This window comes from Afipia dichlorophenoxyacetatis (assembly GCF_055386385.1).
On the sequence record NZ_AP029250.1, the window covers coordinates 901,904 to 923,204 of the forward strand.

A 21,301-nucleotide genomic window follows, 5' to 3' on the forward strand; every position below is an offset into this window, starting at 1 on the left:
CGCGGGCGCAACTTGATAGCTTTTCTTGACGCTTTCAAGGCCATTGGCGGCCTTGCCGCGGTGTCATCCCCCATACTAAAGGCCCTAGGTCGAGCGGATTTGATGCCCCTGTTTGCCGTGAATTCGTAATGCGAACGTGGGAATCGGACCACTGGCCAGCCCGCGATTGACGTATCTCGAAGATTTCGCCTAATAATCGCCTACTCCCCGGCGGGCTCTGCCGCTTTTCCTCGATCAGGTCACATCACAATGAACAAGGTCTTCCCCGACGCGAAATCCGCGCTCGAAGGTGTTCTCAAGGACGGCATGATGGTCATGTCGGGCGGCTTCGGACTTTGCGGTATCGCCGAGGTCCTCTCGGACGCCCTGCGTGAATCCGGTGTCAAGAATCTGACAGTTGTTTCCAACAACGCAGGCGTTGACGGCATCGGACTGAGCCGGCTGCTGGAAACCCGGCAAATCAAGAAGATGATCTCGTCCTATGTCGGCGAGAACAAGCTGTTCGCCCAACAGTATCTGGCCGGTGAACTGGAACTCGAATTCAACCCGCAGGGAACGCTGGCAGAGCGTATCCGCGCCGGCGGCGCGGGCATTCCGGCATTTTTCACCAAGACCGGCGTCGGCACTCTGATTGCGGAAGGCAAGGAAGTGCGCGAATTCAATGGCGAGAAGTACATCATGGAAACCGGCCTCGTTGCCGATCTCGCGATTGTGCACGCCTGGAAGGGTGACACCGCTGGCAACCTCGTTTACCGCAAAACCGCCCGCAACTTTAACCCGATGATGGCGACCGCCGCCAAGGTGACGATCGCCGAGGTCGAGCATCTCGTGCCCGCTGGTGAAATCGATCCCGACCACATCCACACGCCCGGCATTTTCGTGCAGCGTATCATTGCGGTCGATCCGAAGTTGAAGCGCATCGAGCAGCGCACCCTGCGCAAGCGCGCCTAACCCATTTCCGACAGGAGAGAGCACCATGGCCTGGACTCGTGAACAGATGGCTGCCCGCGCCGCGAAGGAATTGCGCGACGGCTATTACGTCAACCTCGGCATCGGCATTCCGACGCTGGTGTCAAATTACATTCCCGACGGCGTCGACGTCGCGCTGCAGAGCGAGAACGGCATGCTCGGCATGGGCCCGTTCCCTTATGAGGGCGAAGAAGACCCGGACCTGATCAACGCCGGCAAGCAAACGGTGACGGAACTTCCGGATACCAGCTATTTCTCCAGCGCGGATTCGTTTGCGATGGTGCGTGGCGGTCATATCGATCTTTCCATTCTCGGCGCCATGCAGGTGGCGGAGAACGGCGATCTCGCCAACTGGATGATCCCGGGCAAGATGGTCAAGGGCATGGGCGGCGCGATGGATCTCGTCGCGGGCGTCAAGCGCGTCGTTGTGGTCATGGAGCACTCGGCCAAGGACGGTGCGAAGCTCCTGCATCGCTGCAACCTGCCGCTGACCGGCGAGCGTGTGGTCGACATGGTCGTGACTGACCTTGCGGTCTTTACCATCGACAAGCACGGCAAAGATGGCATGGCGCTGATCGAGCTTGCTGACGGCGTCACACTCGATGAAGTGAAGGCAAAGACCGAAGCCAACTTCCGCGTCGCGCTGAAGAACGCATAAAGTTTTGTGGGCGTCGGTCAGTTTATCTGCCCGACGCCCACAGAAAGATCAGGGTGGCCAGTGCTCCGAGCGTGGTTCGACCCGCGTGCAGCGTGGCCCATCTCTCGATCAAGCTCCTAGCCTCAGAACCGGCTTCTGCCGGGTCCATGCGCATCAGCTTCTGATTGGTCGGCATGATCGCCAACAGCGTGTAGGGCCAATTCGCGACCAAGACGACGGCGCCTAGCAGCCAGAGCCACTCCGCAGTCTGCCACCAGGCTATTACCCCCAGCACAAAACCGATGACTGCCAGCGGCGCCTGCATGGCAAAGCCGCGTTTGTAGGACGGCTTCCACTCGGTCAGGAGTGCGCGGTCATCGAGGGTCAGCCGCGCCGGCTGTTCGACGACACTGACATACATTGCTGCGCCCGTAAAAATCGCTGAGACGATCAGCGCAAGCTGGCCTGCGAACATGTCGGCTCTCCGTGATGAAGGCTGTTCAAGCGTAGCAGTCAACCATCGAAGACGTCAGTCAATTCTCAGACGGGTCCCTTCGGCATATCGGAAAACCGCGTCAGCCAAGCGACTGGACCGATGCTCGCCGCTACGATGAGGAGCGCGGCAAATGCGCCTTCCTCGAAACTGCCGCGGCTGGCGTATTGGTAGATGGACGTCGATAGCGTCTCGACATTCATCGGGCGTAACAATAACGTTGCCGGCAATTCCTTCAGGCAATCGACAAACACGATAATGACAGCACCGAGCATCGCCGGCTGCAAGAGTGGTATGTAGATTCGCCGCATTGACGTGATTTGTCCGGCGCCGACGCTGCGTGCGCTATCGTCGTAGCGAGTGGAATGCGCTCGAAGCCGGCCTTGATGAAGCCGGTCGGCACCGCCAGAAACCGGATCACATAAGCGCTGACGACTGCGGCCCCAGAGCCCATCAGGACCAGACCTGGCAACGCGCTCCCGATCGAGCCGGCGAGCGTGTTCAATCCATTGTCGATGGCGAGCAGCGGTGTCAGCAGGCCGAGCGCCAGCACAAGGCCGGGCAAGGCGTAACCCATCTGCGTGATATTCGCCGATACGGATTTCCAGGCCTGCGGTCGCCAGCGGTTGGCCAAAATCGTTGCGAAACCTAGGAGCAGCGCAATCAGTGTGGCAAGCGTTGCGAACGTCACCGAGCTGAACGCGTCGCGCCATACCGCTGTGGAATTTGCGAACAATCCGCGCCGCGCGCTTTGGTGGAGCAGAAATAGCAGTGGAATGAAAAAGCCAACCAACACTGGCATGAAACATACGGCTGCTGCCAGCCAGCCTCTGAAACCTGAAAGAGGTGTCCGATGTGTTAGTCTCGGGCTTTCTGACGAAAACTCGGTGTTGGCGTGACGCCGCCCATAACGTTCCAGTGCGATCAATACAGACACAATTGCCAGCACGAAACAGGACAGCTGTGCTGCACCCGCAAGGCTGCCGCGGTTGAGCCAGGTGCTGAAAATCGACACTGTGAGTGTGCGTACGCCGAGATATTCGCTGGCGCCGATATCGTTCAACGTTTCGAGGGCTACGAGCGCAAGGCCAACGGCAAGGGCCGGGCGCGCCATGGGCAATGACACACGCCAGAAGATACTCCACCGGCCGGCCCCCAGTGTTTTGGCGGCCTCGGAGAATTCCGCGCTTTGCAATTGAAACATCGCGCGTGCCGACAGATAGACGTAAGGATAAAGCACGAGGCCAATGATGAAGATTGCGCCGGGCAGAGACCGCAGGTCTGGCAGAGCGGTGACGGCATCCTGGACAGGAAGCCACAAGGTCAGCATGCGATATACAAGACCCAGCGGTTCGAACATGTCGACATAGACGTAAGCCGCGATGTAGGTCGGAATCGCAAGCGGGAGCGGCATCAGCCAGAGCAGCGTGCCGCGTCCGGGAAACTCATGTAGCGAGATCAGCCACGCGGTGCCTGCACCGATGATGAGTGTGACCACGCCGACGCCGAGTAGCAGCAGCGCCGTATCGCGTAGAGCGAAGGGCAATACGTAATTCAGGAGATGTGGCCAGAGATCAGGCGCCGGCTGCAGCGACAATACCACGATCGCAATCACCGGCGTCGCGACGAGCAGGGACGCAAACAGGGCCAGTGAGAGAACAACCGGCTCTGAAATTTGTATGGACGCTATGCGCGTGCCTTTTCTTCTCTGGACCGCATAGAGATGAGGGCCTGCGGACGATGCGCTCTTTCTTTCCCGCTTGGAATCGGCTTTGCCCTGTGCGCCTGGAGGTGTGAAGAAAGAGAATGCATCGCCCATCGCAACACCCGGACGATAACGCGACTAGTTATCAAAGCCGACCTTGTCCACCAGGGTCGAGGCGGCCTTGCGGCTTGCTGAGATCTTCGCAATGGGCAAGGTGTCTGCATTCAACTTGCCGTAACCTGCGATGGTTGGATTGATGCTGACGCCGACGCGGACGGGGTATTCGTAATTGGCGTCGGCATAGAGTTGCTGCGCCTTTTCGCTCGCCAGCCATTCGATCAATTTGACACCATTGGCTCGGTTGGGTGCATTCTTGGCCAGCAAGACGCCGGACAGGTTCACATGCGTGCCGTCGCCCGCGAATGTGGGGAGGATGACGCGCGTGGCTTCCGCCCAGGACTTCTTGTCGGGATCATTGTTCATCATCAGCGCCCAATAATAGGTGTTGCCGATGCCGAGATCGCATTTTCCCGCCGCAACATCGCGCGCGGTTTCACGGTCGCCGCCGGAGGGCTTCTGCGCCAGATTGGCTTTGAGACCGCGCAGCCATTCCTCCGCTTTCGCTTCGCCGTGGCGGGCGACATAAGCCGCGAATAGTGCGTTGTTATAGATGTGCTGACCGGAGCGAATGCAGATCTTGCCTTTCCATTTCGGGTCTGCGAGTTCCTCGTAAGTGATCGCGTCCTGCTTCACGCGATCTTTTGAGGCGTAAATCACGCGCGCGCGCATCGAGATGCCGGCCCAATGACCATCGGGATCGCGATATTGCGCAGGCACGGTCTTGTCGATGACCTCCGATTTGATCGGTTGAGTGACGCCTGCCTGCACGGCTTCGTCGATACGGCCGATATCCACCGTCAGCAACACATCGGCAGGACTGTTGGCGCCTTCGGCCTTCATGCGCTGCTCAAGGCCGGAACTGGCCGAGACTACGTTGACCTTGATGCCGGTGTCTTTCGTGAAAGCGTCGAAGAGCGGCTGTATCAACTTTGTCTCGCGGTAGGTGTAGACATTCACTTCGCCTGATTCAGCGACCGCCGATGTGTTGAAGACTGTCGCGGATACGATGGCCGTTGCGGCCGCGAGAATGCGAATATGGGACATGGTGAAGCTCCGGCAGCGTTAAGGTGCGCAGAGGATTGCACTGCGCTGCTGTGATGCTGTCTAACGCAGCCACACACGCTCGCTCCCGCGACGCAGTGTCGCGAAAACGTCGATTTAGAGCGATTCCAGAGAGGCGTTTACGCGATCGCACTCGCGTGGGAGAATACCACTTCGATCAACGTGCCGGAATGAGGCGCGGTCTTGATGTAAAATTTTGCGCGATTGGCCTCAACGAGGGCTTTCGTCAGTGAAAGGCTCATCGTGGAATTGTCGGTCGTCTCATCCTTTGCAAGGGGCGTGCGGAACGGCGCCATTGCAGCCGCAATTTCGCTATCGTTGAGCCCTGGGCCGGTGTCGCGAACGCGCAGCACAATGTCCCCGAAATCCGTGGTGGCGGTGGAGACGATGACCTGCCCGCCGGCGTTGGCGAGATGGATCGAATTTCCGATCAAGTTGAGCGCGATCTGTCGCAGCGCGCGTGCATCGGCTTTCACCGGCGGCAGGGCATGAGCGAGAGAAGTGCGGATGATGATCCGCTCGCGGTTGGCCTGCGGCTGCATCACCCCGACGCACTGCTCGACCAGACTGTTCAGATCCTGATTGGTGAACGACAGCTCCATCTTTCCGGATTCGATCCGTGACAGATCGAGGAGGTCGTCGATGATCGCCATCACGCGCTGGCCGGAGGCGCGGATGTCTTTCATGTATTCGATGTAACGATCGTTGCCGAGCGCGCCGAAGCGCTCTTCGATCATGACGTCAGCAAAGCCGATGATCGCGTTCAGCGGCGTGCGGACCTCGTGGCTGATCTTGCCCAGAATGTCCGATTTCGCGCTCGCAGACCGTTCGACCTGCCGCCGGGCCTGCACCAGTTCGCCTTCGTTTTTCTTCACCTGCGACAGATCGCGGAAGATCGCAAAAAAGCGTGCGCCGTCTGGGCGTGTTCGCCCCATCGTGATCGACAGCGGAATGATGCCGCCATCGCGCACGCGGCCGAGGACATCGCGGCCATGATCGAGCAGGCTCGCGACGCTCGTGGCCTTGATGCTCTCGAGATAGTCGAGCACGCCGCGCTGGCTTTCCGGCGCGAACAAATCGATCAGATTGAGCGCGGTCATGTGACTGTCGTCGTGGCCGAACAAGGCTTCGGCGCTGCGGTTGCAGGAGACGACACGACCAAGACTATCGAACATCACGATGCCTTCGGCCGTGGTGTCGAGAATTGTGCTCAACTCTTCCGCGAGAGATGAATCTTCGCTTGGCAAAGCTACGGCAGGCGCCACGACTGGCGCTTTGGGCTCGACATGCGTGCTGGAAAACATCAGCGAATGCGCCGGCTCGCCGTCCCAAGTAATTCCAAACAATGTCGCGTCCGCCGGTCTTCCACCGTTTTTTGCTGCGGAGATAATCACCGGTGTTCCGCTTTCAGAGGAACCACTGGTCGCTGGGCTGCCAGGTTCGACGAATAGTGCATCGAGGCCGCCGGCTTCGTTGAGTGCGTGCAGGCTGTCGTAACCGATCGCATTGAGAAACGCGCGATTGCAGTAGATCAGCCGATCCAGCCGATAGACCAGAACGCCGACCGGAAGCCGATCCAGGAATTGCGAATCCTGCATCGGATTCGCACGTGGTGGCGGAGTCTCCGGTTGCAGGAATGCCAAGGCAGGTTCTGCCGTGGGCTCGGGTTGAACTTCAGATTGAACCGACGACTCCGGGGATGGCGTTGGTGATGTAGATTCAACGATGTCGGCTGGTTCGTTCGCGCCCTCAAGCCGCGCAGACAAGCGCCGGGCGAGTTCGTCAAACGCATTGCTCTCGCCCGGCGTTAGCGAGGGTGCCTTCGGCTCGTTTGGAGACCGGAACGGCAAAACGTTTTTGGGTGTTTCGTCCACGGCTGTATCCGGTTCTGTGTGCGATGATGTGTCGTTTGTATTGAAGTCGGTCGTACTGAAAATGGGAGATTGTACGTCCGCGGCCGGCGGTACATCGGGCGCTAATGCGTCCGGTTTCGGAGGCGGAGCCGCCGGCGGCGAGGACGAGTATAACACGTCATCCCGCCGTTGTGCGGCCAGCCGGGCCAGCCCTTCCAGGTCGCGGCAGACGCCAAACCCACGGTAGCCTACGAAATTGCGTTGCCTGTCATAGAGCGGCAGGCCTGAAAGCTCGACAGGCAGACGCGTACCGACGCCATCCGCCGGCCAATGCACAATGATGCCGCTCCAGGTGTCATGGGTGGCAATCGCTGCTGCCACACGTCCCTCTGGATCGAGATCGAGAACGTCTGCGATCTCACTCCACAACCGGCCGAAAGCTGCGGCGGTGCGTGCGCCGATCAGGCGCGTGAATTCGTCGGAGCCGAGCGAAAAACGGCCGTCCTGATCCATTTTCCACATAAATCGCAGAGGATGCCGGCGCGGGTGCACGACCGGCGGGACGTCTATTTGCGACAATGTCGCTGACACGTAACTCATATCTGCAGCGGGAGGCGCGGGGACAGGTTTGTCTCGCAGCGTATCCTGCGCATCGATGACAGGAGCTTCTGGTTCGCTGATCGATGCTTCGGTGCGAGGCGCGTCCGTTGCAGGCTCGTCCGAGGAAACGAGAGCGGCTGCGGTCCCGTCTGTTGTAATGACGTTGTCCGGCTCGTGATCGACTGCCGGTTCTTCTGTGGTCTCATGTGGAGCGACAAGCGGCGATGTATCGTTAGCGGCGTTCAGTTCGATAGCAGGATGAAGGTCCGTCGTAGTCTGATCATCGGTCGTGGCTGCACTATCTTCCGCATCGCGCTCTGCTGCTTGATCGATATGAACAGGATCTGCAGGTGTCTCGCTGATGATCGCCGCGCTTTCATCTGAAGGTGCGGCGACAGCCGATGGCACGACGTCGTCAGCAATCAGCGATGAAAGGTCGACAGGTGCTTCGACCCTTTCGGCGACCTTAGTGGTTGAGTCCGAGACGTGTGACGTCTCGTCTTGTGGAACAGTTCGGACCGTAGGAATCACCACAGGTGGCGATCCCGCGGTTTGTCGACGCGGCACGATCACCGCATCGATCACCGCGATCAACGCCGTCTCTGCACTCGCGCCCACACGCTGGACAGCAATGCGGCCGAAGTCCATCTGCACCAGCGCTTGTCCATCCGCGATCGCGGCGTCGCGGGCTTTGTCGAGACCGTCGCCCGACAAATCGTTGAGCAGCGATGTAAAGTTTTTCGCAGGCTCATTCGCCCCGGCAAATTTGCCATCTCGCGTGAACGCCATTGCGGGCTTCGAGAGGCTGTCGATCACGCGGGCGAGGCGCTCGTTCAACGGCATCGATCGTCCGGCTGATTCAACCGCCACGACGAGGACACCCGTTGTGCCATCAGTCAGCGTCAGTCGTGCGCAGGCACATGTCAGCAGCCGGCCCAGCGGCGCGCCGAAGCCGCGCAGGCGTTCGAGCCTGGCCGCGCCCGTGGGGGACAATCGGGCGGCGAGTTGCGCGACCTGACGCCGGTGCTGGTCGGCAGGGCCGATCGTCCTCGCGGCAAGCTCGGCGGAATTCTCCGCGCCAAAGAGCTTGGCGGCCACGGGATTCGCCCAGAGCACGCGCGTGCCGTTTGTCGCCCAGAACCATGCGGGCATGCTGCCGGTCGCATGAACCGCCAGACGCGGATCGCGGACCCCCTGCAGTTGAAAACTCGCATCACTCATTCTTGGACGGGCCCGGCGACGGGCTCTTTACTCGCTTTCATGGTGCCGGATACCGGCTGCGGCCGGATCCGACAAGGTTAACAAATCATTAGTATGGCGTGACCTGCGCAAGGTCCACGGTCTGCGGCGACGCTACCACTCTAAACCCGTGATAACCTTAATTCGTCGGGTATGCTGGACCTTCGTGCCTCACACTGCGTTGAGAGGTGTTGCAAAAGAAATTCAAAGGCTCACGATAGGTGTAATGCACTGCGTCATATCCGCGATGTGGCCGGGCAATAAAATGGACGGACAGAGACACGGGGCCGCTGAATGGCCACCGGTTGTGAGAGCAGGGAGGGTGGACCATGGAGACCGACCGTTTCGAGATTCCGAAGGAAATGCGCGCCATGGCGGAGGCAAGCTTTGAGCAGGCCCGCAAGGCGTTCGAGACCTTTATTGGCAGCGCCCAGCAGACAGCAGAGATGTTTGGCGGCAGGGGAGACGCGACCCGCGCCAGCGCGAAGGATATCAGTGCCAAGGCGATAGCCTTTGCAGAAAAGAATGTGCAGGCGTCGCTGACTTACGCCCAGCAGCTTGTTCACGCCAAGGACCTGACCGAAGTCATGCGTCTCCACACCGAGTATGTGCAGGCGCAGATGCGCGCCTTGGCGGAGCAAGCCAGCGAAATGGGCCAGACCGTCACCCGCGCAGCCATGGATGTGGCAAAACCCAAATAAACAGAGGACGTTAAGACTGTTAACCGTCCTATTGAGCCCGGCTCTATGCCGGGTTCCGCGCTGCAATATTTATTGCGGCGCACAAGCTCGCTGTTATACTCATTCTAATTGCCGGCCCGGATGGGCACCCGGCAGCCCATTGCGACGGTGATTTATTGCCTCCCGTTGGGTCGCGGTTCTGAGTTCAACGAGAGGAATATCTCCATGAGTGCGAACGATCCGTTTTCTACCGTCGTCCCGTTCCAGGTCCCGGAGCAGGTTCGCGCCTTCGCCGAGAAGGGCGTCTCCCAGGCCCGTGAGAGCTATCAGAAGCTCAAGGAAGCAGCGGAAACCAACAACGGTGCTATTGAGGCCGCTTATACCTCGGCCACCAAGGGCGCTGGCGACTACACCGCGAAGGTGATCGAAATCGCCAAGACCAACACCGAATCGGCCTTTGATTTCGCGCAGGCTCTGCTTGGCGTGAAGTCGCTGCCGGAGGCCTTTGAGCTGGTGAACAACCACGCGCGCAAGCAGTTCGAAATCCTGACTGCGCAGTCGAAGGATCTCGCCGACATCACCCAGAAAGTTGCCACCGAGACCGTTGAGCCGATAAAGGCCGGTGCTGCGAAGGCTTTCAAGACGGTCGCCTGATCAGCAATCTTTTCCACAAGTTCAAAGCCCGGATTTTTTAATCCGGGCTTTTGTTTGGGCCATTACCGGTCTTGCCAAAACCGGGCATTGCACCTAGTTTCCGGCCCATTCGAGCGCCCCTGTTGAAGGCGCACCGGGCCGGGCCAAGTGTCCCGCCCGACCGAAAATGCAGTTGTAGCTCAGCTGGTTAGAGCGCCGGATTGTGGATCCGGAGGTCGGTGGTTCGATCCCACCCAACTGTACCACTCTCCCTGTCAGATACTGGAACGCGTTAGGCCGACTTCGCCTGTAGAATGCGCTCCTCATGGCCGGCTTCGATGTCGGCTTCTTCCCCATGCGTCACTGCACGGAATTTGCCGATCGCGGCGGGGCGGCCCACCAGATAGCCTTGGACTTCATTGCAGAGCTCAGCCTGCAGAAACTCCAGCTCTGCCGGCGTCTCGACGCCTTCCGCAAGAACGGGCAAGCCCAGACCGCGTCCGAGCCCGAGCACCGCCCGCACGATGGTCGCGGCCTGCTCGTTGGTGTTGACCGACTTGATGAACGAACCATCGATCTTGATCTTGTCGAACGGGAAGGCGCGCAGATTTGAGAGCGACGAATATCCCGTGCCGAAATCGTCCATAGCGATGTGCACGCCGAGCGCCTTGATGCGACGCAAGGTCGTAAGCGCACGGTTGAGATCGCGGATCAGCGCGGTTTCCGTGATTTCCAGCTCTAACCTGCCTGGCGCCAATCCGGTCTCGAGCAGGACTTCATGGACCAGTTGCACGAAGTGCTCGTTGTAGATCTGCACCGCAGACACGTTGACGGCGATCGTCAATGGCTGAGACCAGCTCGCAGCCTGCTTGCATGCCTCGCGCAGCACCCATTCGCCGATGCCGAGGATGGCGCCTGATTCTTCCGCGATCGGGATGAACACCACCGGTGAGATCCAGCCGCGGGTGCGATGCTTCCAGCGCAGCAAGGCCTCGAAGCCGACGATGCCCTTCGTTTCGATATCTTCCTGCGGTTGATAGACCAGCGAGAACTCGCCTTGGGCGACGGCCTGGCGCAGATCATGTTCGAGCATTCTACGATCGCGCACCGCAGCTCCCATCCCCGCCTCGAAGAAGCGATAGGTGGCGCGGCCTTCGGTTTTGGCGCGATAGAGCGCGGTGTCGGCGTGGTTGAGAAGGGTCTCGCGGTCGCTTGCATCGTCCGGGCAGATGGCAATGCCGATGCTGCACGAAATAACGTCGTTCTCCGAGCCATCGCCTTCGGGCTTTAGCGCGTCGAGGATTTTTTCGGCAAGCCTGCCAGCGGCCGTAGGGCCGGTCAGCCCTGGAATGAGAACGGCAAATTCATCGCCGCCGAGGCGTGCCACCATGCATGTGGAGTCGAGAATCCTTGTCACGCGGGATGCAACGTGTTGCAGCACCTTGTCACCGGCCGCGTGGCCGAACAGATCGTTGACCTCCTTGAACCGGTCGAGATCGAAGCACAGCACGGCCAGCTTCTGGCTGTTCTCCAGCGTCGCTGCAATTTCCTGATCGAGCCGGGCATGAAAGTTGGCGCGATTGGGGATCGATGTCAGCGCATCATGATGTGCGAGATAAAGAATGTGCTGCTCGGCCTCCTTGCGTGCCTGCAGGTTGCGGACAGCGATCACGTGATGCGAGCGTCCGGCAAAATCAATGGATCGCAGGATCAGTTCGACCGGGATCATTGTGCCATCGACGTGACGAAGATTGGCTTCGACAGGTTGATTGGGACTGGCAAACAGCTTCGCGCGGGCGCCGTCGTCGGGCACATGGTCTTCGAGTTTGCTGCCGACCAGTTTCTCCGAGGATGATCCGACGAGCTGTGCGAAGCTGGTATTGACGGTGACAGCGACATCATCGTCGCAAACCAGAAGCCCTTCGACGGCGGCGTTGGCAAGTCCGCGCATCCGGTCAGCTTCGAGATGAGAGCGGCGCTGTTCGCGGACATCCAGCGCGAGACCGGCAAGCGACAGCAGGATGATCGCGAAACTCGCAACGGCAACGCCAACGGCGAGCCAAGCACCGGGCAGAGCGGCTTGTGAGACCTTGATATTGGGATCCGGAATAATTGAAACCGCGCCCATGGCGGTGAAGTGATGGCTGCAGATTGCGAGAGTCAGCAACAGCGCACCGGCGGTCTTCCATTTATCGCCCTGTTTGTGCAGTCCTACGGGCAAAGCGACCGCGCCGATCAGCGTTCCAAACAAGATGGATGCGACGACGAGTGCGGGATCCCAGATGATGATGCCCTCAATCTCGAAGGCCGCCATGCCGAGATAGTGCATGGTGGCAATGCCACCTCCGACGATGGCGCCACCAAGCCATGGCCCCAATTTCCATTTGGGATTCATCGACAGCGCGAGCCCCGCTGTGGTCAGAAGGATCGCGGCGGCGAGTGACAACAAAGTGAGTGCAATATTGTAGCCGCTTGGAAGTCCCGGTGAGAAAGCCAGCATGGCAATGAAGTGCGTCGCCCAGATACCGAAGCCGGTCGAGATCGCGGATACCGTCAGCCAGACGCCGCGCATATGGCCGGTCGATGCGCGTGCGTGCCGGAGGAGATTGATTGCAGCGAGTGAAGCCAGTGTGCAGATGACAGCGGCAAGAGCAACCAGCCACAGATCATGTGCTGTGGCGATACAATTATAAACTTTCAACATCCGGCGGTCCGCAACACGAGTACAAATGTTATCGCGCGATAACTAAGTGGTATTGCGTAAGAAGCCGTAAACTCGTGGTGTTTCGCAAAATCGCCATGCGTATCAAAACAGAGCACCCAAGCAGCGACACCTGTTTGCCCTTCCGAGCAGAACACCTTGAAACGAAGGTGATTTCGGATGGTCGATAAAGTTTTACGCGTTTATCCCCGCATTGAAATGCTAACGCGCGATAAACCATGCAAGGCGGAACAGGCAACGCGCTGATTAACGATCCGCGCGGCTGACCACATCCATCAGCTCAGCGATCTTTCGGCGCTGATCGGCTTTGTCGCCGGAGTTGATGGCGTGCTCGACGCAATGCGCGACGTGGTCGCGCAGGATTTCCTCTTCGACGCGACGCAGCGCGGTACGTGCTGCAGCGATCTGCGTGACGATGTCGATGCAATAGCGATCGTCCTCGACCATGCCCGCGAGCCCGCGAACCTGACCTTCAATCCGTTTCAGCCTTTTCAGGCACGATGCCTTGATTTCCTGTCGCATGAAGATCTATATACCCCCATAGGGTATGGGATGCAAGCGAGGATGCGAGCCGTGACATCGAATAAGGACGGCGAGACGAGCAGTTGCTGCGGCGGGCACGGCGAACATCATCACGCAGCCCACGGTATGCACGACCACACGCATCAACCGGATAAGTCGGGTGATGCCGGTCGCGATCACGGGACAATGCGTGTTCTCGATCCGGTGTGCGGCATGACTGTCGATCCCGCGACGGCGAAACATCGCTTTGCCTACAAGGGGCAGGACTATTTCTTCTGTTCGGGACGTTGCCGCGAGCGCTTCGAGGCCGAGCCCGAAAAATTCCTGCAGCTGAAGTCCGAAGTGCCGGCAGAGGATGTGCCTGAAGGCACGATCTATACCTGCCCGATGCATCCCGAGGTGAGGCAGGTTGGTCCTGGCAGTTGTCCGATTTGCGGCATGGCACTCGAACCAGAAACCATCTCGCTCGATGACAAGCCTGATCCTGAACTGATCGACATGACGCGTCGCTTCTGGATCGCTCTGGCATTGACACTGCCGGTATTTGTTATCGATATGACCGCGCACTTCGGCGGCGTTCATCTGTTGCCACCACACGTATCGAACTGGCTGTCGTTTGCGCTCGCGACGCCGGTGGTGATGTGGGCCGGGTGGCCGTTTTTCGAACGCGGTTGGCGCTCGCTGATGACCCGCAACCTCAATATGTTCACCCTGATCGCGATGGGCACGGGCGTCGCTTACGTTTACAGCGTCGTTGCTACGCTTGCGCCGCAGATTTTTCCGCAGGCATTCCGCGACATGCATGGCGCGGTCGCGGTCTATTTCGAGGCTGCGGCGGTGATTACAGTTCTGGTGCTACTTGGACAGGTGCTTGAACTTCGCGCGCGGGCGCGGACATCAGGCGCGATCCGTGCGCTGCTTGGACTCGCACCAAAGACGGCTCGCCGCATCGGCAAGGCGGGCGATGAAGACATCTCTATCGATCTCATTTCAGTTGGAGATCTCTTGCGTGTTCGTCCCGGCGAGAAAGTTCCGGTCGATGGTGTCGTGACGGAGGGGACGTCTCTGGTGGATGAATCGCTTGTCACAGGCGAGGCGATGCCGGTGAGGAAAAGCGAGGGCGCGCAAGTCATCGGTGGCACCGTCAATCAGAACGGAGGCTTGGTGATCCGTGCCGACAAAGTAGGCCGCGACACAATGCTATCGCGCATTGTTGATCTCGTCGCTAAGGCACAGCGTTCGCGCGCACCAGTGCAACGTCTTGCTGATCAAGTCGCGGGCTGGTTCGTTCCGCTGGTGCTCGTGGCGGCGATTGCAGCCTTCGCGGCGTGGGCTGCATTCGGACCCGAGCCGCGCCTCTCCTTCGCACTGATTGCCGCGGTGACGGTGCTGATCATTGCGTGCCCTTGCGCGCTTGGTTTGGCGACCCCGATGTCGATCATGGTTGGTGTCGGCCGTGGTGCGCGATCGGGCATTTTGATCCGCGATGCCGAGGCACTTGAACGGATGGAGCGCGTCAACACGCTGGTGATCGACAAGACCGGTACGCTCACGGAGGGCAAGCCACGGGTGGTCGCAGTTGCTCCTGTGGCCGACGTCAACGAGACCGAATTGCTGCGGCTTGCCGCCAGCGTGGAGCGGGCCAGCGAGCATCCGCTGGCGCTTGCAGTCATCAACGCTGCCACGGAACGCAAGCTCGCTCTGAGTGATGTGCGGGATTTCTCATCACCGGCGGGGAAGGGAGCTGCGGGATCGGTTGATGGAAAGTTGGTTGTGCTTGGCAATGAGATGATCATGCAGCAATCGAACATCGACACGACAACGTTAGCCGCATCAGCACAAAAGCATCGTGAGAGCGGGGCGACTGCGATCTTTGTCGCGGTCGATGGTCGAGCGGCGGGGGTCATCGCAATTGCCGATCCTGTGAAGCCGAGCGCACCGCAGGCATTGCAAGCGTTGCGATCGGATGGATTGCGGATCGTGATGCTGACGGGCGACAATGTCGTCACCGCGCAGGCGGTGGCAAAGACGCTCGACATTCGCGAAGTCGAATCCGATGTGTTGCCTGAACGGAAAAGCGATGTGGTTGTCCGTTTGCGCAGCGAAGGACGTGTTGTTGCGATGGTCGGTGATGGCATCAACGACGCGCCGGCGCTGGCTGCTGCCGATGTCGGTATCGCGATGGGGGGCGGTACGGACGTAGCGATTGAAAGTGCAGGCATCACGCTGTTGCGCGGTGATCTCATGGGGCTCGTCGAAGCGCGCAGGCTGTCGAAGGCCACGATGCGCAACATCAGGCAAAATCTGGCATTCGCCTTTGTCTACAATGCAGCGGGGATACCGGTGGCAGCGGGTGTGCTTTATCCGATCTTCGGCATTCTGCTGTCGCCGATGGTAGGTGCCGCGGCCATGGCTTTATCTTCAGTCAGTGTTATCGCGAACGCGTTGCGGTTGGCTCGCGCGCGTCTCTAGTGCGGTGGATTAGTAATATCACTGACACATGCAGAGATGCGAATAGAAAAAAAGCCGGGCATAGAGCCCGGCTTGTTTAGTTTTTGGCCACGTGAGGCCGACACAATCACCTTCCAAGAGGGATAGCTGAGTTCCCGCGCCGCTGGAGGAGGGGGACAATATGCGAGCGAACTCTCAGCATGGAGTGAGTATGAGCCCCGCCTCGCCATGCGGGCAACTCCGAACATGGTATGTCAGTCATGCGGAGAATGCGGGCTCAAACAGATGTTTTACGACGGCCAGCGCTGCGCTTTGCTCACAATGAAATCACGGAAGACCTGCACACGCGCCACCGACTTCAATTCTTCGGGATAAACAAAATACGTGTCCAATTGAATCGAATCCGATTCACCGAACAGCTGAACCAAACGGTTGTTATCTTCAATGAGATAGTCGGGCAGGGCAGCGATGCCGAGGCCTTGTTGGCATGCGCGAACGAGACCAAGCACATTGTTGACTTTGAAGAACGGCTCGCGCAGTCCCGCCCCGTTCCGGCCAGCCTCGATCAGCCAGTTTCTGTTTTGCAGATGCTGCGGCACGTTGTGGTCGCTGAGAATGATCAGGCGATGATTGTCGAGTTCTTCGAGGGTGCGCGGCGTTCCATAGTGCTTGATGTATTCCGGCGAGCAGTAGGCATGAAAACCCATCGAGAACAGCTTGCGCTGGATCAGATCAGGCTGTGTCGGCTTGCGGGTACGGATGGCCACATCGGCTTCGCGCATCGACAGGTCAAGCTCTTCGTCGGTGACGATCAGCGAGATGCGGATGTCGGGGTAAAGCGAGGTGAATTCGCCCAGCCGCGGAATCAGCCAGTTGATGCCGACCCCTGGCGTCGTTGTGACCTTGAGATCGCCGCTTGGCCGTTCGCGGCTGTCGGTCAGTTTGGCGCGGGCTGCCTGGAGCTGCATGAAGACGTCGTGCGCAGTGCGAAACAGCAAATCGCCCTGTTCGGTCAGGATCAGTCCGCGTGCGTGACGGTGAAACAATGAAACGGAGAGTTCCTGCTCCAGTGCGCTGACTTGGCGCGAGACGGCTGATTGCGAGAGCCCGAGTTGCTCGCCGGCGTGTGTAAAGCTCCCTGCTTCTGCCGCCGCGTGGAAAACCTTTAGCTTGTCCCAATCCATGTCGCTAAATCCGTCGCGTGTTCGTGACATCAAACTATTCCGCTGCTGCGCGTTCGACGGCGCTGTGCGCCAGGAAGCGTTCCGTTTCCAGCGCCGCCATGCAGCCGAGCCCTGCTGCCGTGACCGCCTGACGATAGGTTTCGTCAGCAACGTCACCGGCGGCGAAGACGCCCGGGACCGAGGTTGCGGTGGAGTGTGGAGCGATTTCGACATAGCCGGAGGCTTTGAGCTTGAGCTGGCCCTTCACGAGCTCCGTGGCGGGCGCATGGCCAATGGCGATAAAGACGCCGTCGGCGGCCTGCTCAGTCACGGCGCCGGTCTTAAGATTTTTCAGGCGCACATGCGTGACTTTGGATGGATTGTCCGATCCGCAGATCTCCTCGATCTCGCTGTCCCAGACGACCTTGATCTTGGGATGCTTGAACAGGCGATCCTGGAGGATGCGCTCGGCACGCAAACTGTCGCGGCGATGCACCAGCGTCACGGTGGAGGCGAAATTGGTCAGGAACAGCGCTTCTTCGACTGCGGTGTTGCCGCCGCCGACCACAATGACTTCCTTGTTCCGATAGAAGAATCCGTCACAGGTCGCGCAGGCGGAAACGCCGAAGCCCTTGAATGTTTCTTCCGACGGCAGGCCGAGCCAGCGCGCCTGGGCGCCGGTCGAGAGGATCACGGCCTCCGCCAGATAGACATCTCCGCTGTCGCAGGTGATCCGGAAGGGGCGCTGACCAAGCTCGAGCTTATTGACGTGGTCGGTCACGATCTTGGTGCCGACATGCGCAGCCTGCTTTTCCATCTGCTCCATGAGCCAGGGGCCCTGGATGACATCGGCGAAGCCGGGGAAATTTTCCACGTCAGTGGTGATCGTCAGCTGGCCGCCGGGCTGGATGCCCTGGATAAGGACCGGCTCCAGCATCGCGCGCGCGGCATAGATGGCGGCGGTGTATCCGGCAGGACCTGAACCGATGATGACGACTTTGGCATGAATAGGAGCGGCCATAACCCGACCTTGAAAGCTTCGAGGGTGGAGTGGTCAGCGAAAAGGCGGGAAATGCCCGCAAAGGCATCGCTGGGACGTCGAAAGTGTCAGAGGCAAGTCTAAGTCATCTGGCGAGCCATGCAAGATATGCAACCCATATCAGAAAATTTTCCCCAGCAGAGCGTAAGTTGGCTGTTCGCGAAATAAAATTGCGCGAACCAATTTCAATGGCTAAAAGTGTTCATGAATTCGGCGCAGAGCTCGCCAAGGATGCTGGGGACCAAAATACACGTGTCAAAAGACCTCGATGAAATCGACCTGAAAATTCTCAGTGAAATCCAGGCCGACGGTCGAATCACCAATGTCGAATTGGCCAAGCGGGCCGGCATTTCCCCGCCGCCATGCCTGCGCCGTGTCCGCGCCTTGGAGGAGGCTGGCTACATTCGCGGCTATCGGGGTCTCCTGGACCCGCAACTACTGGGCTTTGACGTGACGGTGTTTGCCTCCGTGCACCTCTCTAGCCAGGCTGATGCGGATTTGCGGGCGTTCGAAGAGTTCGTTCGCCAGGAGCCGTTGGTGCGCGAGTGCTGGATGCTGTCCGGCGAGGTCGATTTCATTCTGAAGTGCGTCGCCCCGGATATGGCGACCTTCCAGAATTTTGTTTCGCATCTGACTGCAGCCCCCCATGTCCGTAACGTGCGCACTTCTCTTGTCCTGCACAATTCCAAGAATGCGCCCGACGTGCCGCTGGAGCTGAAGACGCCCCACAGCTGAGACGCCTTTGAAGCTACATAAGGTGCCTCGTTTTCGCATGGTGCATCAACGCGCTGGGGCGTTTGTCTGCGCCGGAACCTGTTCTACAAGCCCATTGCCGGGCGCTCTCCCTTGCGCCCATTTGCGTTAAGGGATTGCCGTGACTCTGTTTCAGATCGCGTTGCTGGTGGCTGCGGGATTCGCTGCCAGCACGATAAATGCGCTTGCCGGTGGCGGTACGTTTGTGACCTTCGCCGCTCTCGTTGCCAGCGGACTGCCGACTCTCGATGCGAACGCCACGAGCGCCGTGGCGTTAACGCCCGCTAATCTCGCAAGCGTTGCTGCCTATCGCTCTGAAGTGCGCTTGCACTATCGCGAGATGATTCCGTTTGCGATCATCGGCCTGTTCGGTGGTGTCGGCGGCGCGCTGCTGCTGATCTGGATGGGCGACGGCGGCTTTCGTCCTCTCGTGCCATGGCTCCTCCTGGTCGCAACACTGATGTTTGCGTTGGGTGACCGTATTCGTGCTGTCGTCGAGCCTTGGTCCAAGGGGCAGCATACCGTTGCAAAGCTCGTGGCCTATGGCGTGATGGCTGTGGTCTCGATTTACGGCGGCTTCTTTGGCGCGGGTGTCGGCATCATGATGCTGGCCGCGCTCTCGATCGTGACCCGCGACGACTATCACAAGGCGAACGCCACCAAGATTGTTGTCGCGTTTCTGATTCAGACGTTCTCTGCCGCTTTACTGATCGCCGGTGGTCTGGTCCATTGGCCGCAGGCGCTGGTGACGATCGCGGCCTCAATCCTCGGCGGCTACTTTGGCGTCAGTGTCGCGCGCCGCATTCCGGCAAAAATAATCCGCGCCGCGGTGGTCACCATCGGCGCGGTATTGACGGTAATTTTCTTTATCAGGACGTGATCCCGATAGGACAGATCAGGTCTTGCGGCGCATCATCGCGTCAAGGCTCAGCGGGCCAGGCCCGGCGGCTGCAAGATAAAGACAGGCGAAGCAGAACAGGATTGCTGGCGTGCCGCCGTTGTTCAGCGGAAGCCAGACTGGTGTACCGGTCTTGAACATGTGGCCAATGAAATAGGCGAACGCCATTTCACCCGAGAGGATGAATGCAGACAGGCGGGAGAACAGACCGACCATCAAGAGCGCACCGAGCACAAGCTCAAGAGCGCCTGCGGTGAAGGTGAGCGACGAGATATTGGCGAAGTATGGCAGAGCTGGAAATTTGAAAATTTTGGCCACGCCGTATTGAAACAGCAATAGGCCGGTGATGAAGCGAAACAGGCTCAGAATCTGTGGTCGCCAAGCCTCGAGAAACTTCTCGTTCATATGCAGTCCCCCTCAATGGATTCCATCAAATTGATATCGTGCGTGGACGACAAGTGAAAGCTAGTGTCCCGTCTCCGAATACCCGAATCATTTGCGGCACGTTCGCACGGTTATTCGGAGACGAAAGGACACTAGCAGAATCAAACTACTAACGTCCCGATTTCGAAGTTCGCACAAGCTTGCGGCCTGCTCGGATGCGAACTTCGAAATCAAAGGGACGATAGCAAATTTATGATTCTAGTGCCGCTTTTGGATTTGAAGTTCTTCATTGAGCTTGCGGCCTCGCCCGGAAGAATTTCAAAATCCGCGGCACTAGTGTGGCGTCTCGCAATTGCCGATAAGAGACCAACCGCGAAGGTGGTCGGCAATAGCGAGACGCCACACTAGCGTCAAACGACATTCAACGATGATTTTGCGGGGCTAAAGGAATAATTCAGGGAGGGGGCGACTTCTCGCCCTACTTCTGCGGCTCGCTCTTCTGTTGTTCGCTCTTCGGGGCATCCGGGCTCAGACACCGGATCGCCTTTGGCTGGCATGCGATTCCGATGTTCGAACAAACAGGTGCCGCTGCGGTATCGGTTTCCCGCGTGCAGGTGACGCATTCGTCGGTCCAGCGACTGCAGTTTGGTTGATTAACGTAGACGGAAAGCTCTTTGGGGTTGCCGGGCGGCGGCACATCCAGTTCGGCGGCAAGAGCGCTACTGATGCCGATGCAAGCCGTGATGAGGATCGTCAGTTTGCATTTTCGCATTCACGCCTCCGCGTCCACATCGTTACGGCTGAGCTTTCTCCACCAACCATAAAACAAAAACGGCCGGGACGAACCCGGCCATTTCGAAATAGCAAATTGGAGTGAACGAACGCGAGGCGTTACTTCCAGTCCACCCTGGCGATTTCGTAGGCCTTGGCGCCGCCAGGCGCTACCACTTCCACCGACGCGCCCTTTTTCTTGCCGATCAGGGCACGGGCGAGCGGCGATGTAATAGAGATGCGGCCTTTCTTCGCATCGGCTTCCGGTTCGCCGACGATCTGCCAGACAGCCTTTTTCTCGGTGTCTTCATCGATCAGCGTTACGGTCGCACCGAACATAATGGTATCGCCGGAGAGCTTTGCCACATCTATGACGTCGGCACGCGCGAGCTTGTCTTCCAGCTCCGCAATGCGGCCTTCGTTGTGCGACTGCGCTTCCTTCGCGGCGTGGTATTCAGCGTTTTCCGACAGGTCGCCATGCGCGCGTGCTTCTGCGATCTGCTCAATGATGCGTGGGCGATCAACGGATTGGCGCTGCTTCAGTTCAACTTCCAGCGCGGCATGCCCCGCCTCTGTCATCGGTACCTTCTCAACCATCTTGCCTTCA

General features: G+C 59.1%; 17 protein-coding genes, 1 tRNA gene and 1 pseudogene. 8 read left to right on the top strand and 11 right to left on the bottom strand.

Annotation, left to right across the window (positions count from 1 at the left end; genetic code table 11):
- Nucleotides 1-249 precede the first annotated feature (249 nt).
- Complete coding sequence (locus tag ACZ5C3_RS04235) at nt 250-951, top strand: CoA transferase subunit A (RefSeq protein WP_464035514.1); 702 nt, start codon at nt 250-252, stop codon at nt 949-951.
- A 25-nt stretch (nt 952-976) separates the two neighbouring features.
- On the top strand, nt 977-1,627 hold the full coding sequence (locus ACZ5C3_RS04240) for a 3-oxoacid CoA-transferase subunit B (RefSeq protein ID WP_464035516.1): 651 nt from the start codon (nt 977-979) through the stop codon (nt 1,625-1,627).
- Between the two features lie 22 nt (nt 1,628-1,649).
- Here the strand turns inward: ACZ5C3_RS04240 and ACZ5C3_RS04245 are convergent, their stop codons facing one another.
- From ACZ5C3_RS04245 to ACZ5C3_RS04260, 4 genes and pseudogenes are all read right to left on the bottom strand, one after another.
- Nucleotides 1,650-2,081 (bottom strand): anthrone oxygenase family protein, encoded by a 432-nt coding sequence (locus tag ACZ5C3_RS04245; protein WP_464035518.1) that lies wholly within the window; start codon nt 2,079-2,081, stop codon nt 1,650-1,652.
- 65 nt (nt 2,082-2,146) lie between these two features.
- Nucleotides 2,147-3,789: pseudogene (locus ACZ5C3_RS04250) on the bottom strand (ABC transporter permease).
- A gap of 153 nt (nt 3,790-3,942) precedes the next feature.
- The gene (locus ACZ5C3_RS04255) at nt 3,943-4,968 is read right to left on the bottom strand and encodes a Fe(3+) ABC transporter substrate-binding protein (protein WP_464035519.1); all 1,026 of its coding nucleotides are present in this window, start codon (nt 4,966-4,968) and stop codon (nt 3,943-3,945) included.
- Between the two features lie 137 nt (nt 4,969-5,105).
- On the bottom strand, nt 5,106-8,660 hold the full coding sequence (locus tag ACZ5C3_RS04260) for a PAS domain-containing sensor histidine kinase (RefSeq protein ID WP_464044545.1): 3,555 nt from the start codon (nt 8,658-8,660) through the stop codon (nt 5,106-5,108).
- 347 nt (nt 8,661-9,007) lie between these two features.
- Here ACZ5C3_RS04260 and ACZ5C3_RS04265 point away from each other — a divergent pair, with 347 nt between their 5' ends.
- From ACZ5C3_RS04265 to ACZ5C3_RS04275, 3 genes are all read left to right on the top strand, one after another.
- Nucleotides 9,008-9,379, top strand: coding sequence for a phasin family protein (locus ACZ5C3_RS04265; RefSeq protein ID WP_464035523.1), 372 nt, complete (start codon nt 9,008-9,010; stop codon nt 9,377-9,379).
- Between the two features lie 204 nt (nt 9,380-9,583).
- The gene (locus tag ACZ5C3_RS04270; protein ID WP_464035524.1) at nt 9,584-10,012 is read left to right on the top strand and encodes a phasin; all 429 of its coding nucleotides are present in this window, start codon (nt 9,584-9,586) and stop codon (nt 10,010-10,012) included.
- A 168-nt stretch (nt 10,013-10,180) separates the two neighbouring features.
- A tRNA-His gene (locus ACZ5C3_RS04275) sits at nt 10,181-10,257 on the top strand.
- 26 nt (nt 10,258-10,283) lie between these two features.
- Here ACZ5C3_RS04275 and ACZ5C3_RS04280 read toward each other — a convergent pair.
- Together ACZ5C3_RS04280 and ACZ5C3_RS04285 are read right to left on the bottom strand one after the other, a co-directional pair.
- Entirely contained in the window at nt 10,284-12,695 is a 2,412-nt protein-coding gene (locus ACZ5C3_RS04280) for a bifunctional diguanylate cyclase/phosphodiesterase (protein ID WP_464035526.1), read from the bottom strand.
- A gap of 264 nt (nt 12,696-12,959) precedes the next feature.
- Complete coding sequence (locus ACZ5C3_RS04285; RefSeq protein WP_464035527.1) at nt 12,960-13,235, bottom strand: metal-sensitive transcriptional regulator; 276 nt, start codon at nt 13,233-13,235, stop codon at nt 12,960-12,962.
- Between the two features lie 42 nt (nt 13,236-13,277).
- Between ACZ5C3_RS04285 and ACZ5C3_RS04290 the strand changes: the two genes are divergently transcribed.
- Nucleotides 13,278-15,707: a heavy metal translocating P-type ATPase gene (locus tag ACZ5C3_RS04290; protein ID WP_464035529.1), complete on the top strand. Its 2,430-nt coding sequence runs from the start codon at nt 13,278-13,280 to the stop codon at nt 15,705-15,707.
- A 269-nt stretch (nt 15,708-15,976) separates the two neighbouring features.
- Here ACZ5C3_RS04290 and ACZ5C3_RS04295 read toward each other — a convergent pair whose 3' ends face one another.
- Together ACZ5C3_RS04295 and trxB are read right to left on the bottom strand one after the other, a co-directional pair.
- On the bottom strand, nt 15,977-16,900 hold the full coding sequence (locus ACZ5C3_RS04295) for a LysR family transcriptional regulator (protein WP_464044546.1): 924 nt from the start codon (nt 16,898-16,900) through the stop codon (nt 15,977-15,979).
- A gap of 4 nt (nt 16,901-16,904) precedes the next feature.
- Nucleotides 16,905-17,870, bottom strand: a complete 966-nt coding sequence (gene trxB, locus ACZ5C3_RS04300; protein WP_464035531.1) for a thioredoxin-disulfide reductase — start codon at nt 17,868-17,870, stop codon at nt 16,905-16,907.
- Nucleotides 17,871-18,140: 270 nt separating this feature from the next.
- Between trxB and ACZ5C3_RS04305 the strand changes: the two genes are divergently transcribed.
- Together ACZ5C3_RS04305 and ACZ5C3_RS04310 are read left to right on the top strand one after the other, a co-directional pair.
- On the top strand, nt 18,141-18,623 hold the full coding sequence (locus tag ACZ5C3_RS04305; RefSeq protein ID WP_464044547.1) for an Lrp/AsnC family transcriptional regulator: 483 nt from the start codon (nt 18,141-18,143) through the stop codon (nt 18,621-18,623).
- Between the two features lie 139 nt (nt 18,624-18,762).
- Nucleotides 18,763-19,521, top strand: coding sequence for a sulfite exporter TauE/SafE family protein (locus ACZ5C3_RS04310; RefSeq protein WP_464035533.1), 759 nt, complete (start codon nt 18,763-18,765; stop codon nt 19,519-19,521).
- Nucleotides 19,522-19,536: 15 nt separating this feature from the next.
- Here the strand turns inward: ACZ5C3_RS04310 and ACZ5C3_RS04315 are convergent, their stop codons facing one another.
- From ACZ5C3_RS04315 to greA, 3 genes are all read right to left on the bottom strand, one after another.
- Nucleotides 19,537-19,944: a DoxX family protein gene (locus tag ACZ5C3_RS04315; RefSeq protein WP_464044548.1), complete on the bottom strand. Its 408-nt coding sequence runs from the start codon at nt 19,942-19,944 to the stop codon at nt 19,537-19,539.
- 457 nt (nt 19,945-20,401) lie between these two features.
- Nucleotides 20,402-20,695 (bottom strand): hypothetical protein, encoded by a 294-nt coding sequence (locus ACZ5C3_RS04320; RefSeq protein WP_464035535.1) that lies wholly within the window; start codon nt 20,693-20,695, stop codon nt 20,402-20,404.
- A gap of 119 nt (nt 20,696-20,814) precedes the next feature.
- The gene (gene greA / locus ACZ5C3_RS04325) at nt 20,815-21,291 is read right to left on the bottom strand and encodes a transcription elongation factor GreA (protein ID WP_464035537.1); all 477 of its coding nucleotides are present in this window, start codon (nt 21,289-21,291) and stop codon (nt 20,815-20,817) included.
- Between the last annotated feature and the right edge of the window lie 10 nt (nt 21,292-21,301).

Coding starts and splice junctions, on each gene's coding strand:
- ACZ5C3_RS04235 (WP_464035514.1), top strand. CDS start 250: ATGAACAAGGTCTTCCCCGACGCGAAATCCGCGCTCGAAGGTGTTCTC.
- ACZ5C3_RS04240 (WP_464035516.1), top strand. CDS start 977: ATGGCCTGGACTCGTGAACAGATGGCTGCCCGCGCCGCGAAGGAATTG.
- ACZ5C3_RS04245 (WP_464035518.1), bottom strand. CDS start 2,081: ATGTTCGCAGGCCAGCTTGCGCTGATCGTCTCAGCGATTTTTACGGGC.
- ACZ5C3_RS04255 (WP_464035519.1), bottom strand. CDS start 4,968: ATGTCCCATATTCGCATTCTCGCGGCCGCAACGGCCATCGTATCCGCG.
- ACZ5C3_RS04260 (WP_464044545.1), bottom strand. CDS start 8,660: ATGAGTGATGCGAGTTTTCAACTGCAGGGGGTCCGCGATCCGCGTCTG.
- ACZ5C3_RS04265 (WP_464035523.1), top strand. CDS start 9,008: ATGGAGACCGACCGTTTCGAGATTCCGAAGGAAATGCGCGCCATGGCG.
- ACZ5C3_RS04270 (WP_464035524.1), top strand. CDS start 9,584: ATGAGTGCGAACGATCCGTTTTCTACCGTCGTCCCGTTCCAGGTCCCG.
- ACZ5C3_RS04280 (WP_464035526.1), bottom strand. CDS start 12,695: ATGTTGAAAGTTTATAATTGTATCGCCACAGCACATGATCTGTGGCTG.
- ACZ5C3_RS04285 (WP_464035527.1), bottom strand. CDS start 13,235: ATGCGACAGGAAATCAAGGCATCGTGCCTGAAAAGGCTGAAACGGATT.
- ACZ5C3_RS04290 (WP_464035529.1), top strand. CDS start 13,278: ATGCGAGCCGTGACATCGAATAAGGACGGCGAGACGAGCAGTTGCTGC.
- ACZ5C3_RS04295 (WP_464044546.1), bottom strand. CDS start 16,900: ATGTCACGAACACGCGACGGATTTAGCGACATGGATTGGGACAAGCTA.
- trxB (WP_464035531.1), bottom strand. CDS start 17,870: ATGGCCGCTCCTATTCATGCCAAAGTCGTCATCATCGGTTCAGGTCCT.
- ACZ5C3_RS04315 (WP_464044548.1), bottom strand. CDS start 19,944: ATGAACGAGAAGTTTCTCGAGGCTTGGCGACCACAGATTCTGAGCCTG.
- ACZ5C3_RS04320 (WP_464035535.1), bottom strand. CDS start 20,695: ATGCGAAAATGCAAACTGACGATCCTCATCACGGCTTGCATCGGCATC.
- greA (WP_464035537.1), bottom strand. CDS start 21,291: ATGGTTGAGAAGGTACCGATGACAGAGGCGGGGCATGCCGCGCTGGAA.